Genomic DNA, 14,298 nt, shown 5'->3' with positions numbered 1-14,298 from the left:
CCACCCGTGCGCCAACGGCAGCAGCCACCGGATCATGACCCGATTCAGGAGAGTCAGAGTTGGAGGCCGGCGTGCCGGTTGGTGTCTTTGTAGAGCAGATAGCGGAAGCGACTCGGCCCGCCCGCGTAGCACGCCTGGGGACAGAAGGCACGCAACCACAGGAAGTCGCCCGCCTGCACTTCGACCCAATCCTTGTTGAGCAGATACACCGCCTTGCCCTCGAGGATGTACAGGCCGTGTTCCATGACATGCGTCTCGGGGAACGGGATCGCACCTCCCGGTTCGAAGGACACGATGTTGACGTGCATGTCGTGGCGGATGTCGTTCGGATCGACGAACCGCTGGGTCTTCCACGCCCCGTTCGTGTCGGGCATCTCGACGCCCACGACATCGCGCTCCCGGGTCACGAAGGACTCGGGCACCTCGATGCCGTCGACCTGCTGATAGGTCTTGCGGATCCAATGGAACGTCGCGGTGGCCGGACCGTGGTTGTGCAGGGTCCACCGGGCGCCGGGAGCGAGAAATGCGTAGCCGCCCGCATCCAGCGCATGCTCGACCCCGTCGAGTGTGAGAGTCAGCGCACCGTCGACAACGAACACCACCGCCTCGGCGCCCGGATCAGCATCGGGACGGTCACTACCGCCACCAGACGAGACCTCGACGATGTACTGCGAGAAGGTCTCCGCGAATCCGGACAACGGCCGCGCCAGCACCCACGCCCTGGTTCCGTTCCAGTGTGGCAGCAGACTGGCGGTGATATCGCTCATCGTGCGACGCGGCAGGACCGCGTAGGACTCCGTGAAGACCGCGCGGTCGGTGGTCAGGTCGGTTTGCGGCGGCAGGCCGCCTCGCGGAACGAAGTAGTTCATGCTGTCCTTGTCGGGTTGTCGGGATAGGGGCGGCGGCATGCCGGCGTGGTGTCGATTTTCCGCCTGTGGTCCAGTGTCCTATGGGTACATAGCTGATCACATGTGGGTGACAGGACCGCCCCGGGCGTCCCCTGCTCGATTACTGGAACTTCGCCTCGGAGATTGATCCCGTCGAGAGTGCCGATCCCACCCGGCAAGCCGGCGAACCCGAAGCACCTCGATCCGGCATTGTCGACCAGATGGCCGGCCCGCGTCTGGCGTACCGTAGAGCGGTGCGCTACGAGGTAGGTGAGTCCGATACCGCGACCGCATTGGGCAGTGGTGACGTTCCGGTACTGGCGACCCCACGGCTGATTGCGTGGATGGAGGCGGCCACCATCGCCTGCGCCGCACCGTTCATCGGGGCGGGCCAGACGACGGTCGGGACCGCTGTCCGAATCGAGCACCTCGGCCCCACGCCGGTCGGCGCCGGCGTCGAGATCGCTGCCGAGCCCCCAGCCGCCGCTGTCGGCCATCGGCTCACCTTCACCGTGCGAGCGATCGACAGCTCGGGGAAGGTTGTCGCGTCGGGTGAGATCGACCGGGCGATCGTCGACCGCGACCGGTTCCTCGATGCGTCGTCCCCCGGGGACGACAACCGCTGATCGAACAACCAATCGCGCCGCGCTGAAGACCGTCGATTCACTATGGTGACGATCTGGCCATGCTGTGTCCGGTCAGCTCGGGCCCTTTCGTCCCACGAGATGAAAGACACGACTGAGTTGACGGTAGGGGTCTCGTCGGCTGGCCTCGAGTTCGACTGCGGCCGCCGCCGCCACCTGCTTCGAATCGCTGGGATCCAACTCGGCTCCACTGAAATCGAGCCAATCGACAAACAGCCACACCCCGTACCAGCGTAGGGGTTCCACGCCGCGGCTCCGCAGGAGCTCGCTGAGTTCCTCCACCGTGTCGGCTCGAGTAGGCACTCCCAGCACCCCGACCTCTCCCCTGGTGTCGAACGATGCCAGAGCGTCGTCCCATCGCCTTTCCAAGGCCGGGCGCACAGCCATCGCCTTCGCGTTGCCCGCCTTGATCGAGACGACGCCGCCGGCAGCAGTACACCGGCACAGCTGTTCGACCAATGGCTCCGGCCGCTCCAGGTATCCGAGCACGCCATGACACAAGACGGCGGCGAAGCGTTGACCGTTCACCGCCTCGTCGGCGTTCTCACCGTCGGCCTCCACGAGCGTCACCCGTCGCTGCGCCTCATCAGGCAACTGCTGGAGTCGCTGTCGAGCTTTGTCGAGCATCGCCGACGACGGGTCGAGCAGCGTCACGTCGTAACCGGCGTGGGCCAGCGGGAACGATTGATGACCTGCGCCGCCGCCGACGTCGAGCACAGACGCTGGAGGCGCCGGCAAATGCTCCAGCAGCTGCTGGTGCAGCACATAGGTGCGCACGCGTCCCTTCACCGAGGCATACGCCTCATCGGCAAATTGGTCAGCCAAACCGGCCCAAGAGTCATCGCCCACCACACCAAGATAATGCCGCGTCTTGTGCCCCAATCCGTAACCGGCCGTGCCCGGTCGACTTCTGCACCGGATCCCGCCGCACACCTGTCGACGGCACGGAGGCTGCCGGGGTGGACGGTTCGTCGATCCGCTCGAGACCTTCCACTGAATCTGCGCGATCCGAACGATTCCCATTCCGTCACCGTTCGGTGACAGTGTTCGCATGGATCCACGTCGGCGTGTAGCTGCACCTCGATAGTGGTGAGCGCCGCAGAGAGAGCCGCGTCGGCCCGCGCCACGGCCACCGACCAGAACGGAAGACGACACCCATGACCGCTAGCCCCTTCGATCTCACCTACACCGCTGCCGAGGACCGCTACGAGAAGGTCCCGTACCACCGCACCGGAAACTCCGGTCTCGATCTGCCTGCCTTCTCGTTCGGCCTGTGGCAGAAGTTCGGTAGCGACTACGCTTTTGCGACGCAGCGGGAAATCATCCTCCATGCGTTCGACCTGGGCATTACCCACTTCGACAACGCCGACCGCTACGGTCCACCGCATCGCGCAGCCCAGAAGAACTTCGGCGCCGTGCTCGCCAAAGACCTCGCGGCTTACCGGGACGAGCTCATCCTGTCGACCAAGGCAGGCAACCCGATCGGTCCGAGCCCGTATCTCAGGGGCGGCTCGCGCAAATCGATTCTCGCCTCGCTCGACCACAGTCTGCGCGACCTCGGCACCGACTACGTCGATATCTTCTACCATCACAGCCCCGACCTCAGCACGCCGCTGGAAGAGTCCGTCGGTGCGCTGGTCAGCGCGGTGGAGCAGGGCAAAGCGCTCTACGTCGGCATCTCCAACTACCTGCCCGATCGCACCCACGAAGCCGCCGAACTACTGCGCCAGGCCGGCGTTCCGCTGCTCATTCACCAGGCGCGCTACTCGATCTACGACCGTCGCCTCGAACAAAACGGATTGCTGGACACCGCCCGCCAGGACGGATTCGGGCTGATCGTGTATTCACCCCTGGCGCAGGGTCTGCTGACCGACAAGTACCTCGAAACGATTCCCGAGCGCGCACGAGCACAGAACAGCACGTTCCTGACGCCGGATGTAATCGACGAGACCTACCGGCAGCGCACCGCCGAGCTCAACAAGATCGCCGAGGCACGCGGCCAATCCCTCGCACAACTCGCGCTGCAGTGGGTACTGCGGCGGCCGGAGGTCACCTCGGCGCTGATCGGAGCGAGTTCGACCGAGCAACTCGACCACAACATCGCGGCCCTGAACTTTCCGGCGCTCACCGACGAAGAACTCGCGCTCATCGAGGAACACGGAGTGCACGGGACCGGACTCGGACTCTGACCGCCGAGAACATTCCGGCGTGCTTCGTCCGCCGGGATTCGTTGTGCAACAGAGCCACCAGCCGATGACAACCAGTCACCCGCTCGCGCGGCAGCGCGGGCGGGTGACTGTCACCGTTTGTTCAAAGCTGTTGCGGGAAGCACAAGTAGCGGTCCCCCGGCTCATTCGCGCAGCAACGGCAGAAGCTGATTGCCCTGACGCTCGATCTCCGGCAGATACGGGGTGTCGGAGAGCACGAAGTGGGTGATGCCCAGATCCTGGTACTTGCGCAGCGACTTCGCGACGTCCTCCGGGGAGCCGACGAGCCAGGTGGTGCCGGCGCCGCCGCCACCGACCTTTCCGGGTGCGGTGTACAGGTTGTCGTCGAGCACGTCGCCACGGGTAGCGAGGTCGAGGAGTCGCTGCTGTCCCACGACTGTCGGGCGATGCGGGTTCTGCGGCGGCGCACCCTGGTTCTTCGCCATCTCCACTACCTTCGCCTCTGCCTCGGCCCATGCCTGCTCGGGCGTGTCCCGGACGAAGGTGGTGATCCGCAGGCCGAACTCGAGCGGCGCATGCTCTCGGCCGAGTTCCTCACTCAGTGACCGCAACCGCTCGATGCGCTCCTGCACACCCACGAGCGGCTCTCCCCAGAAGAGCTGCACATCGGCCTCGGTCGCCGCAACATGCTCGGCAGCTTCGGACGCGCCACCGAAGTAGAGCTTCGGGTGGAGCCGACCTCCGTGTGGCGAGATCCGGGGCAGCACTGTGGAATCGGTGACCTGGAAATGCTCACCCCGGTAGGTGACATTCTCCTCCGTCCACAGCTTGCGGACGAGCTGGAGGAACTCCTTGGTGCGGGCGTAACGGTGAGCCTGGTCGCTCTCGTGTTCGCCGTACGCTCCGAGGTTGTCCTTTCCCGACACGATGTTGATCCGGACCCGGCCACCGGTCAGGTGGTCGAGAGTAGCGACGGCGGAGGCGAAGTGAGCCGGTCGCCAGTAGCCGGGTCGGATCGCGATGAGCGGCTCGAACGTCGCCGTCCTGGCCGCAAGGGCGGCGGCGACGGTGAGTGTGTCGGGCCTACCCCAACCGGTGCCGATCAATGCCCCTTTCCAGCCGTGTTCCTCGAGGGCCTTCGCCTGCGCCGTGAGGGTGTCCAGGCTGTTGTGGTCGACCGTGACGGCGTCGCCGCGGTGTCCCGGGGTGACCTGATTCGGGATGTACCAGAGGAATTCGAGACTCATGGGGTGGTGATTCCTGTTCGATGGTGGTGATGACCAGGACGAAGAGCGCCGACCGCGCAGGGAGCTGCGCCGCGTCGCCACCGCTCGGTCCCCTCTGTCAGCGGTGCGCGGGTCACGTGCCCAGGCCTCGCCACTGGCGACCTTCGTCACGAAGCCATTGCGCCACTTCCCTACTTTCGCCCGAGGGATGCACCCGACTGGACGACGTGACCAGCATCCGGACATCGCGAGACTAACCCCGGTTTCCACCGTTGCACGTCCCCGCGTTCCGTCCTCCATGGAGAGAAACAGGACCTGACGTGCCACAGTTCGACGCAACGGGACATAAATTCCTCCCGATCGGAAATACCCAGTGCACCTTGCACCTTCATCGATGCCCCTTCCCCGGACACCATTGGCGTCAAGATGATTTCAACCCTCGAAGCATGGATGAAGACGGTGAATCATCAACCGAAATTGCGTTTTCATCGACGGAGAATGTGAATGCCCTCTGAACTAGCACTCTCGACACTTCACGTCCGCGAGGTGTCGTGGTTCGATCCCGACGCGGAGGCATTGCGAGCGGCCATGGCCGACGAAGTGGGGCCGCGATACTCCGACCGAGTATCGACTGCAGACCGGGCCGCCACCAATGCGGTTGACCCGACATCCGTTTTCGTCACAGTGGTGGTGTACACCGCCGAGGTGACGACCGGCAAACGAGAAGCGGTCGGTCACGCCGCACTCCGGTGGAACGGCGACGACCTGGAGTTGAAACGGATGTTCGTCACAGTGGAGCATCGCGGAACCGGCGTGTCGACAGCGTTGTTGAGCGCAGTCGAGGATGCCGCCAGGAAGGCGGGGCGCCCCCGCCTGATTCTCCAGACCGGCGACCGGCAACCCGACGCGGTCAGGTTGTACGAGAAGAGTGGCTACTCGCGGATTCCGATCTTCTCCCCGTACGAGATCTTGCCCTTCTCGAATTGCTTCGAGAAGGTATTCGATCAGGGGTGACGGATCGCCGCACTCCACGTAACAGACGAGGTGCGGACGACGTCGGCGTCGACCAACGCCACGGCTCGCCCGTTCTCGGACACGACGACCGGCCCCCGGTGCCCCCGGATTCGTCGCACGGCCACCGTCAGCTCTTCGGTGACTCCCACGACGGGCAACGGCTGATCGACGTGCACGCCGACCGGGTCGTCGTCCGGAGCGTCTGACAGCGCCGCCGCACCGACGGACCCCAGGATCTCCGCGACCACGACCGGACCGGTGACCGGGCGCGCCAGCGCGACGGGTAGCACCGGGGTGTCGGCGAGCACGTCACGCGCCTCCGCGACGGTTGCGGTGGACGGCACTGCCCGGGGTGCGCTCCCCCGGCCGCCCAGTGCGTCACCCACAACGGGTCCGGTCGCTGCGTGGTAGAGCGGGAAGCCCAGCCGTCCCAGCCACTCGTTGTCGAAGTACTTCGACAGGTAGGCCCGGCCCGAGTCCGGGACGATCACGACCACGACGTCGTCCGGACCGAGGGTCCGCGCGACCCGCAGGGCGGCGGCGACCGCTGTACCGGCGGAACCTCCGACGAGGAGGCCTTCCTCCCGGGCGAGGCGGTGCAGCACCGTGAGCGCCTCGATGTCCGGGATCCGCTCGAGTCGATCGACGACGTCCGGGTGATAGGAATCCGGCCACTCGTCGTGCGCGGTCTGCGGGTGCAAGAAATGCCCCACGGATTCGATGTACCAGGCCCGTCCGTCTCCCCCGCCGTATACGGAGGTCTCGGGATCCGCACCGATGATCTGCACGGCCCCGCCGGAGATCTTCGTCAGGAACTCCCCCGTCCCCGTGATGGTCCCACCGGTTCCGACACCGGCGACGAAATGAGTGACTCGGCCCTGGGTCTGACGCCAGATCTCCGGTCCGGTCGTGGTGCGGTGCGCGTCGGGATTGGCCGGGTTGTCGTACTGGCCGGCGAGCCAGCCGCCGGGAATCTCCGCCGCGAGTCGAGTGGCCACGTTGCGTACGAACTCGGGATGATGGCTGGGCCGGCCGCCCGGTGTCACATGCACCTGCGCCCCGTGTGCCCGCAGCAACGCGATCTTCTCGACGCTCGTCTTGTCCGGTACCACGACTACGGAACGGTATCCCCGAGCGGCGGCGACCAACGTCAGCCCGACTCCGGTATTGCCCGACGTGCCTTCCACGACGGTGCCTCCGGGCAGGAGTTCCCCGGATTCCTCAGCCGCGTGGATCATGGCGAGGGCGGCGCGATCCTTCACACTTCCGCCGGGGTTGAGGAACTCGAGCTTGGCATACACCGTCGCGGAGATGCTTCCGGTTACCCGGTTCAACCGGACGAGGGGTGTGTTGCCGATGGCGTCGGTGATCGAGTCGAAGACTCCGAGGCTCTCAGCATCGACTGCGGGGGGATCGAGGATGGTCATGCGTCTGCCTTTCGAGGCCGCCCGGGTGTCACTCGGTCAGCATCGCAAGAGCGGTCGTCAAGCAACAGGATTCGCGTCACGCCGATCAGATCTTCAGTGGCTCGCCACCCAACAGCGCATCGAGTTCACCCCGAAATCCTGGAGATTCGAATTCTTCTCGTGTGCTGGCGAATGGGCTGTAATTCGGGGCGACCGAGAGCGAAGGGGGTAGTCGAAAGATGTCGACACCGGTGACGACACTGCAGCCTCACGACACCGAGTTGTGGCAGTGGCGATTGTCTGCGCGTTGCCATGAAGAGGACGCGGAGATCTTCTTCCCGGCGGACGCCGAACGCAGGAACGCTCGCTCCGAGCGGGAAGATCTCGCCAAGGAGTTCTGCCGCGGCTGCGCGGTGGTGGAGGAATGTCTCGAGTATGCCCTCCACACCGGCCAACAGCACGGCGTCTGGGGTGCGACGACACCGGGCGAACGGCTGGCACGTCTCGGCCGGTGAGCGAATACCCGCGTTCGGCGTTCTCAGAGGGGCGAGAACACCAACGTGGTGGATGGCCCCGTCAACGACGTCTTCTCGAGACGAGTCGGCGGGGTCTCCGTCCGTTCGACCGCGGCACCGGAACAGTCCGTCGAACTTGACCTGCGGGCCGTCCGTGATCCGGATCGGACACCGGTGACATCGAGGATGCCCTGCCGGTACTTCCCGCGACCGGGGAGCAATCCTCAGGTCGTCCCGGTCTCGGCGGCCAGGGAGCGGAGGGCCTCGACCCGGGTACCCACGACGTGTCGGCGGGCCAGTTCTTCCGCTCCGTCCGCGTCTCGAGCACGGAGCGCCTGGTAGAGCTGCTCGTGCTCGCCGCACATGGTGTCGCCGTCGTCGCGGGTCGAGGTGAGGTGGAACAGACGTCGCAGTCGCGCATCGAGTGGCGCCATCAGATCTTGCAGCAGGGGGTTGTGGGATGCCTCGACGATCGTCCGATGGAAGTCCGCGTTGAGCGCGACGACCTGGCGGGTCTTCCCGGTCTCGGCGGCGGCGCGGGAACGGGCCACGATTGCACGGAGGGCCTCGAGTTCGCCGGCGGTGGCGTGCAGAGCTGCCAGCCGCGCCGCCAGCCCCTCGAGGCTTTCCCGCACATCGAACAGATTCTCGGCCGCCGCCGCGTCGAATTTCGCGACCACCGCGCCGCGTCGTGGTGCCACCGTCACGAATCCCTCGGATTCCAATCGCTGCAGCGCCTCGCGCAGTGGGATCCGTGACAAACCGAACTCCTCGGACAGTTCCCGCTCGACCAGCCGGAACCCGGCCGGATATCGGCCTTCGATGATTCGCTCGCGCAATTCGATGTAGGCGCGATCCCGCAGTGACTGATGGGTGCCGCCGATCGAGCCGGAGCGCTGCGCGGTACGGCGGGTGGTCATTGCGCGACTCCAGGTTCGAGGGACGGGGCCTGCTCGGTCGCAGACTCTCCCTCGCATCATTGCAGGCTTCGGCGATCTCTTCCGCACCCGGGTCATTTGGTATACCGTAGACCAAACTTCGTCCCGGACGCTCAATCCGAACCATCCCTGACCTGCATGTTGTACCTCTATACCTACCCCCGGAGAGAAACTGATGCACCAATCGGTCGGCACCGCGCCCGATCCCACCGCCCCCGGCACTGCGACACCCACGGCTCTGGAAGACGTCACGCTTCCCTGCGGGCGCCGCGCCGACGTCGTACTCCGCGGCGATCGGATCGAATCCGTCGACGATCACCGGCCCGGTCACCACCGGCCCGGCGCCTATCGCCTCGGCGGCGCCCTGCTCCTGCCCGCGCTCGTCGACGGACACTGCCATCTGGACAAAACCCTGCTCGGCTCGGCGTGGCAACCTCACCGAACCTCACGGACGCTGCGCGAGCAAATCACCACCGAGCGACTATCGCGCCGCGACACGCAGGCGCCGGCCACCGAACGCGCCGCGGCCCTCGCCCGGCGCATGGTGTCGCTCGGCACCGGGCACGTACGCTCCCACGTCGACATCGACCCGGACGTGCAACTCACAGGCCTGCACGCGCTCCTCGAGGTGCGCGAACAGTTCCACACGCGACTCGGTATCCAACTCGTCGCCTTTCCACAGAGTGGGGTCGTCACCGCCCCGGGAGTGGCCGACCTCCTCGATGCCGCACTCGCCGACGGCGCCGACGTCATCGGAGGACTCGACCCCGCCGGATTCGACGGCGATGTCGACGGTCAGCTGAACGTCGTCTTCGGGCTCGCGGAACGGCACGGCGCCGGTGTGGACATCCACCTACACGACGGCGGTGAGGCAGGCGCCCACCAGCTGCGTGAAATTGCCACGCGAACAAAAGCATTGGGTCTGGTCGGGAAGGTCACCGTCAGCCACGCCTATGCGCTCGGGCAACTCGACGATCACGAGCTGGACCAGGTGGCCGAGGCGCTCGCCCGAGCCGGAGTCGCGATCATGACCAACGGCCCGAGCCGGTCGATGCCCCCGGTGCTCCGCCTGCGCGAACACGGAGTCCGGGTCTTCGCCGGGTCCGACAATATCCGCGACACCTGGTGGCCGTACGGCACCGCCGACATGCTCGAACGCGCAACCATCATCGGCCTGCAGGGCGAGCTGATGACCGACGACGACCTCCGGTATGCCGCCGCCCTCGCCACCGACGAGGCCGCAGCCGCCCTCGGCCTGACCGACTACGGGCTGGCTCCCGGCAAACGCGCCGACCTGGTGGCCGTCGCCGCGGGCAGTGTCCCCGAAGCCGTTGCCTCCCATCCCGAGCGACTTCTCGTCCTTCATGGGGGCCGGATCGTCGGCCCGACCCCCCTCACCACTATCCGCATTCAGCCACCGACCTTCGAGGATTCCCGTGATCACTGACCGAAACGTCTCCCAAGCCAAGGCCCCCGCGCAGAAGACCACCGACGGCAGGCTCGCCGCCGGTCGAATCGGTACGTTCGACCTCGTCTTCTTCGTGGTCGCCGCCGCTGCCCCGCTGACCGTCCTGGCGGGCGTCGCGCCGTTCGCGATCGGGATCGGAGGTGCCGGTGCCCCACTCGCCTACCTGATCGCGGGTGCGTTGCTCACGTTGTTCGCGGCCGGCTTCACCGCGATGAGTCTCTATGTGCGCAACGCCGGTGCCTTCTACGCCTACGTCGCGAGGGGACTCGGCCGGAGCCTCGGCGTCGGGATCGCGTACATCGCCGTGATGTCCTACAACCTGATCACACCGGGGGTCGCCGCCGCCTTCGGTTACTTCGCTTCCGGGACGATCCGCAGTGCGACGGGCGCCGACGTCCCGTGGTGGGTGTTGTCGGGCGTCTGTGTTGTCGCCGTCGGCGTGCTCGGCTGGCTGAAGGTCACACTCAGCGCCAAGGTTCTCGGCGTCGCCTTGATACTGGAAGTGGCATCGCTGCTCGTGATGAATGCGGGAATCCTCGGCGAACGCGGGTTGGCCGCACTGGATGTGAAGTCCTTCGATCCGGCCACGCTCGCGACCGGAGGGGTAGCCGGGATGTTCGTTCTGGTGATCGGCGCGTTCACCGGTTTCGAGGCGACCGCAATCTACGCGGAAGAGGCACGTGATCCGAAGCGGACGGTGCCGCGGGCCACGTACATTGCCGTCGGATTCCTCGCACTGTTCTACGCCGGCGGGGTGTGGCTGATCATGGGCGCCTTCGGCACCGACACCGCGGTCGCGATGGCCGGTTCCGCCGCAGGGCCCGATCTCACCTTCGAGGCGGGTGAACTGTACGTCGGCGCGTGGCTGGCCGACACGATGCACGCACTCATCATCGTCAGCGCGTTCGCCGCCGCCCTGGCCTTCCACAATGCCGCCGCCCGCTACCAATTCGCCCTCGGCCGGGAAGGACTGCTGCCGCGGTTCCTCGGGAAGGTGTCCGCCCGCCACGGCTCACCGAGCGGCGCCGTGATCGCGCAGACCGTGTTCAGCGCGGTGATCATCCTCGCGGGCGCCGCGTGCGCGGTGGATCCGTACTCGGTGGTGTTCTTGTGGACCAACAGCATCGGTGTCCTCGGCATCATGGCGATGCAGGCATTCGCCGCGCTCGCGGTGTACGCCTTCTTCCGCCGCGACCGGCGGGGCCTCTCGGCGGCGAGAGTGATGTGGGCGCCGCTGATCTCCTGCGCCGGACTCACTGTTCTCACCGTGCTCGCGATCGTGCACTTCGACCTGCTGACGGGACGCTCCGGGCTCGTCAACGTTCTCCTGCTCGCACCGTTGCCGATTGTCGCGGCGGCGGGCCTCTATGTCGCCCTGCACATCCGCCGCTGCGATCCGGCACGCTACGCATCACTCACGAGCGTCGACGTGGAACGGGACTGAGAAACACGATGACCGCCGAAAACACCACCGTCACCGTCTTCCGCGACGTCCGCCCCTTCGGCGGCGCGGTGACCGACTTGATCGCCGTGAACGGCGCACTGGCACAAAACATTCCCGACGGAGTCGCCGTCGACTACGTCGACGGCCACGGGAAGGCCGCCGTGCCGACCCTGGTCGACGCCCACATCCATCCGGACAAAACCGCATGGGGCGAGCCGTGGTACAGCAGGCGGACTGCGCACGCGATCGGGGAACTCGTCGCCGGCGACGTCGAACTCCACCACGCCCAACCCACACCCGTCGCGGACCGAGCGCTCCGGCTGATGGCGCACGCCGTCACCCTCGGGACACGAGCGATGCGGGCGCACGTGGACGTGGCGCCGGCGTACGGGCTCGCCGGGGTGGAAGCGGTGGCCACCGCCCGAGATGCCCTGCGCCACGCGATGGACGCCCAGATCGTCGCGTTCCCACAGCACGGTGTCGAACGGACGCCGGGCACCGCGGCACTGCTCGAGATGGCCGCCGACAGCGGGCTGATCGACGTGATCGGAGGGATCGACCCGGCAGGCTTCGACCACACCCCCGGTGGAACCGGAGGAGGCGCCCGCCAACTCGACACGGTCTTCGGGATCGCCGAAAGACACGGTTTGCCGATCGACATCCACCTCCACGACACCGGCGAGACGGGTACCGCGACTCTCACCGACATCGCCGAGCGAACCAGAGCGGCCGGTCTACAGGGCCGGGTCACGGTCAGCCACGCCTTCGCCGTAGCCGAATTGTCCGGCCACACCCTGGATTCGACGGCGAATCTGCTGGCGATGGCGGATATCGCGCTGACGACGGCCGCGCTGTCCACGGCGACGGTATTACCGTTCCGTCTTCTGGCGCAGCACGGTGTGCGGGTCGGGCTCGGGTCGGATGGCGTTCGCGACAACTGGAGCCCATTCGGTGACGCGGACATGCTCCACCGCGCGTGGCTGCTCGGCTGGGCACTCGACGCACGCCTCGACGAGGATCTCGAGGCGTGCTACGAACTCGCCGCCGACGGCGGTGCTGCCGTCATGGGGCTACCGCGGGCCGACCTGCAACCGGGTTCACCCGCCGACTTCATGTTGCTGGACGGAGAATGCGTGCCGCAGATCGTCGTCGACGTCCCCCGTCGGGACATGGTGGTGCGGGCCGGACGGGTCGTCGCTCGCGACGGCATACTCCTCTGAGTCGTCCCGAGGGCGTCGGTCAGGACCGCAGGGGCGCTTGCAGCAGGGTCCGGTCGTCTCCCGGGGCGCTCACCCCGAGCATCGTCGCATCCGACATCGGTAGCCCCACCGCCAACTGCATCGACATCGTCTTGTCGCCGCCGGCGATGAAACTGCCGGCATTCATGCGACTTCCGTCGGAGCGTTGGAGCCAGACGTTGTACGTGCGGCCCTGTGGGAGTCCGGCGACGTCGAGGCTGATTCCGGTTCCCCACGCCCGGTTCTCCACCCGCGCGGAGGCATCCACACCTGCGGCGAGCACCGTGAATGCCACCGGCTGCCCGGGCGGGGCCGTCGAGGTGCCCCCGCGCAGGAAGAACCCGCCGGTCACCAGGCCGACGGCGATCACGACGGCCGCGGCGGCGACTGCGATCCGGTGGTACCGCTTCCGTCCGCGTTCGCGGTCGACCGCCCCGAAGATCGCGTCGGGCAGCGTCGACGACGGCCGGGGCGCAGGTTCGGTGAGCCGGTCCGGGTCCGCCGCCGACAGGGCAGCCGCCACCGGAGTCAGCAGACGCAACTCGGTGCGGCACTCCGGGCAACCGTCCAGGTGGGCGCGAAGTGTGATCGTCTCGCTGTCGTCGAGGCGACCGAGCGCGTACATCCCCAGCATGGTGCGCATCTGCTGGCAGCGGTCAGTGGTCACCATGCCACCCCATTTCTTCGAGTACGAGTCGGAGAGCCTTCAGCGCGTAGTACACGCGACTGCGGACGGTGCCCACGGGAATGCCGAGGTGTGCGGCCACCTCGGTGGCGGGCCGGTCACGCAGGTGAATCTCGACCAGGACGAAGCGGTGCTGATCGGACAGCCGCCGCAGCGCCTCCTCCATCTCGAGCCCCACCAGCAGTTGTTCGAGGGGACGCTCGGGTGCGGGCAGCTCGGGTGGTGCAGCGTCGGCCAGCTCCGGTCGGGCGGCACGAGCCCGGATCGCGTCGATCACCACGTTGCGGCAGATCGCATACAGCCAGGTCCGGAGCGTAGAGCGCCGTGGGTCGTACCGGTCCGCGCCCCGCCACGCACGCAGGAACGTCTCCTGCACCGCCTCCTCCGCGCGACCCCGGTCTCCGAGGGAGCGGTAGGCGAGGGCGAACAGTTCCCTGCCGTGGTCGTCGTAGGCGGCCCGCAACACCGTCTCGTCATCCAAACTTCCCTCGGACTGGTCCCCGCGTGTGCGCACGATACGAAGCCGCACCACTCACCTCCCGAACACCGGATACGGCGTCGGCTCGCCCGACACCCACCGAGGAGTACGGGCGCGGGCGGCGCGGCGTTCACTTCGAATTCTGCCACTCGGGTGCGCGGAGGCGGCCCCGGCAGGTGAACGCGGA

General features: G+C 66.9%; 14 protein-coding genes. 7 read left to right on the top strand and 7 right to left on the bottom strand.

From position 1 onward, the window contains the following. Window positions 1–53 precede the first annotated feature (53 nt). Window positions 54–869 (bottom strand): bifunctional allantoicase/(S)-ureidoglycine aminohydrolase, encoded by an 816-nt coding sequence (locus DTA22_RS33750; protein WP_112302303.1) that lies wholly within the window; start codon window positions 867–869, stop codon window positions 54–56. 272 nt (window positions 870–1,141) lie between these two features. Between DTA22_RS33750 and DTA22_RS33745 the strand changes: the two genes are divergently transcribed. Next, on the top strand, window positions 1,142–1,513 hold the full coding sequence (locus tag DTA22_RS33745) for a thioesterase family protein (protein ID WP_037227960.1): 372 nt from the start codon (window positions 1,142–1,144) through the stop codon (window positions 1,511–1,513). A gap of 72 nt (window positions 1,514–1,585) precedes the next feature. On the opposite strand, the gene DTA22_RS33740 is transcribed toward DTA22_RS33745, so the two are convergent. Continuing rightward, on the bottom strand, window positions 1,586–2,383 hold the full coding sequence (locus DTA22_RS33740) for a class I SAM-dependent methyltransferase (RefSeq protein ID WP_174233901.1): 798 nt from the start codon (window positions 2,381–2,383) through the stop codon (window positions 1,586–1,588). A 305-nt stretch (window positions 2,384–2,688) separates the two neighbouring features. Between DTA22_RS33740 and DTA22_RS33735 the strand changes: the two genes are divergently transcribed. Next, the gene (locus DTA22_RS33735) at window positions 2,689–3,720 is read left to right on the top strand and encodes an aldo/keto reductase (protein WP_112302302.1); all 1,032 of its coding nucleotides are present in this window, start codon (window positions 2,689–2,691) and stop codon (window positions 3,718–3,720) included. A gap of 161 nt (window positions 3,721–3,881) precedes the next feature. On the opposite strand, the gene DTA22_RS33730 is transcribed toward DTA22_RS33735, so the two are convergent. Then, window positions 3,882–4,946 carry an LLM class flavin-dependent oxidoreductase gene (locus DTA22_RS33730; RefSeq protein ID WP_112302301.1) on the bottom strand — a complete coding sequence of 355 codons (1,065 nt, stop codon included), beginning with the start codon at window positions 4,944–4,946 and terminating at the stop codon, window positions 3,882–3,884. Between the two features lie 483 nt (window positions 4,947–5,429). Here DTA22_RS33730 and DTA22_RS33725 point away from each other — a divergent pair, with 483 nt between their 5' ends. After that, window positions 5,430–5,939: a GNAT family N-acetyltransferase gene (locus DTA22_RS33725; RefSeq protein WP_037227753.1), complete on the top strand. Its 510-nt coding sequence runs from the start codon at window positions 5,430–5,432 to the stop codon at window positions 5,937–5,939. On the opposite strand, the gene DTA22_RS33720 is transcribed toward DTA22_RS33725, so the two are convergent. Next, window positions 5,930–7,366 carry a PLP-dependent cysteine synthase family protein gene (locus DTA22_RS33720; RefSeq protein WP_037227756.1) on the bottom strand — a complete coding sequence of 479 codons (1,437 nt, stop codon included), beginning with the start codon at window positions 7,364–7,366 and terminating at the stop codon, window positions 5,930–5,932. The two genes, DTA22_RS33725 and DTA22_RS33720, sit on opposite strands and share 10 nt — an antisense overlap. A gap of 230 nt (window positions 7,367–7,596) precedes the next feature. Between DTA22_RS33720 and DTA22_RS33715 the strand changes: the two genes are divergently transcribed. Continuing rightward, window positions 7,597–7,860: a WhiB family transcriptional regulator gene (locus tag DTA22_RS33715; protein WP_304363923.1), complete on the top strand. Its 264-nt coding sequence runs from the start codon at window positions 7,597–7,599 to the stop codon at window positions 7,858–7,860. A gap of 224 nt (window positions 7,861–8,084) precedes the next feature. Here DTA22_RS33715 and DTA22_RS33710 read toward each other — a convergent pair whose 3' ends face one another. Further along, window positions 8,085–8,780, bottom strand: a complete 696-nt coding sequence (locus DTA22_RS33710) for a GntR family transcriptional regulator (protein ID WP_112302299.1) — start codon at window positions 8,778–8,780, stop codon at window positions 8,085–8,087. 193 nt (window positions 8,781–8,973) lie between these two features. Here DTA22_RS33710 and DTA22_RS33705 point away from each other — a divergent pair, with 193 nt between their 5' ends. From DTA22_RS33705 to DTA22_RS33695, 3 genes are read left to right on the top strand one after another with little or no spacing between them, the layout of a single operon-like run. Further along, a complete protein-coding gene (locus DTA22_RS33705; RefSeq protein WP_112302298.1) occupies window positions 8,974–10,245 on the top strand; it encodes an amidohydrolase family protein in 1,272 nt (423 codons plus the stop codon). After that, window positions 10,235–11,710, top strand: coding sequence for an APC family permease (locus tag DTA22_RS33700; protein WP_112302297.1), 1,476 nt, complete (start codon window positions 10,235–10,237; stop codon window positions 11,708–11,710). The genes DTA22_RS33705 and DTA22_RS33700 overlap by 11 nt, the downstream gene beginning before the upstream one ends. An 8-nt stretch (window positions 11,711–11,718) precedes the next feature. Next, on the top strand, window positions 11,719–12,930 hold the full coding sequence (locus DTA22_RS33695; RefSeq protein ID WP_112302296.1) for an amidohydrolase family protein: 1,212 nt from the start codon (window positions 11,719–11,721) through the stop codon (window positions 12,928–12,930). A 19-nt stretch (window positions 12,931–12,949) separates the two neighbouring features. Here DTA22_RS33695 and DTA22_RS33690 read toward each other — a convergent pair whose 3' ends face one another. Next, on the bottom strand, window positions 12,950–13,618 hold the full coding sequence (locus DTA22_RS33690) for an anti-sigma factor family protein (protein ID WP_112302295.1): 669 nt from the start codon (window positions 13,616–13,618) through the stop codon (window positions 12,950–12,952). Next, window positions 13,605–14,162, bottom strand: a complete 558-nt coding sequence (locus DTA22_RS33685; RefSeq protein ID WP_174233900.1) for a sigma-70 family RNA polymerase sigma factor — start codon at window positions 14,160–14,162, stop codon at window positions 13,605–13,607. Before DTA22_RS33685 ends, DTA22_RS33690 begins: the two co-directional genes overlap by 14 nt. Window positions 14,163–14,298 lie beyond the last annotated feature (136 nt).

Origin of the sequence: Rhodococcus wratislaviensis (genome assembly GCF_900455735.1) — a bacterium.
In the GTDB taxonomy this organism is placed as follows: domain Bacteria; phylum Actinomycetota; class Actinomycetes; order Mycobacteriales; family Mycobacteriaceae; genus Rhodococcus_F; species Rhodococcus_F wratislaviensis.
This window is presented reverse-complemented; position numbering and strand designations above follow the sequence as displayed.

What these genes read in the sequence shown, in the direction of transcription:
- DTA22_RS33735 (WP_112302302.1), top strand. Translation starts at nt 2,689, where the DNA reads ATGACCGCTAGCCCCTTCGATCTCACCTACACCGCTGCCGAGGACCGC.
- DTA22_RS33720 (WP_037227756.1), bottom strand. Translation starts at nt 7,366, where the DNA reads ATGACCATCCTCGATCCCCCCGCAGTCGATGCTGAGAGCCTCGGAGTC.
- DTA22_RS33695 (WP_112302296.1), top strand. Translation starts at nt 11,719, where the DNA reads ATGACCGCCGAAAACACCACCGTCACCGTCTTCCGCGACGTCCGCCCC.
- DTA22_RS33730 (WP_112302301.1), bottom strand. Translation starts at nt 4,946, where the DNA reads ATGAGTCTCGAATTCCTCTGGTACATCCCGAATCAGGTCACCCCGGGA.
- DTA22_RS33690 (WP_112302295.1), bottom strand. Translation starts at nt 13,618, where the DNA reads ATGGTGACCACTGACCGCTGCCAGCAGATGCGCACCATGCTGGGGATG.
- DTA22_RS33725 (WP_037227753.1), top strand. Translation starts at nt 5,430, where the DNA reads ATGCCCTCTGAACTAGCACTCTCGACACTTCACGTCCGCGAGGTGTCG.
- DTA22_RS33750 (WP_112302303.1), bottom strand. Translation starts at nt 869, where the DNA reads ATGAACTACTTCGTTCCGCGAGGCGGCCTGCCGCCGCAAACCGACCTG.
- DTA22_RS33710 (WP_112302299.1), bottom strand. Translation starts at nt 8,780, where the DNA reads ATGACCACCCGCCGTACCGCGCAGCGCTCCGGCTCGATCGGCGGCACC.
- DTA22_RS33705 (WP_112302298.1), top strand. Translation starts at nt 8,974, where the DNA reads ATGCACCAATCGGTCGGCACCGCGCCCGATCCCACCGCCCCCGGCACT.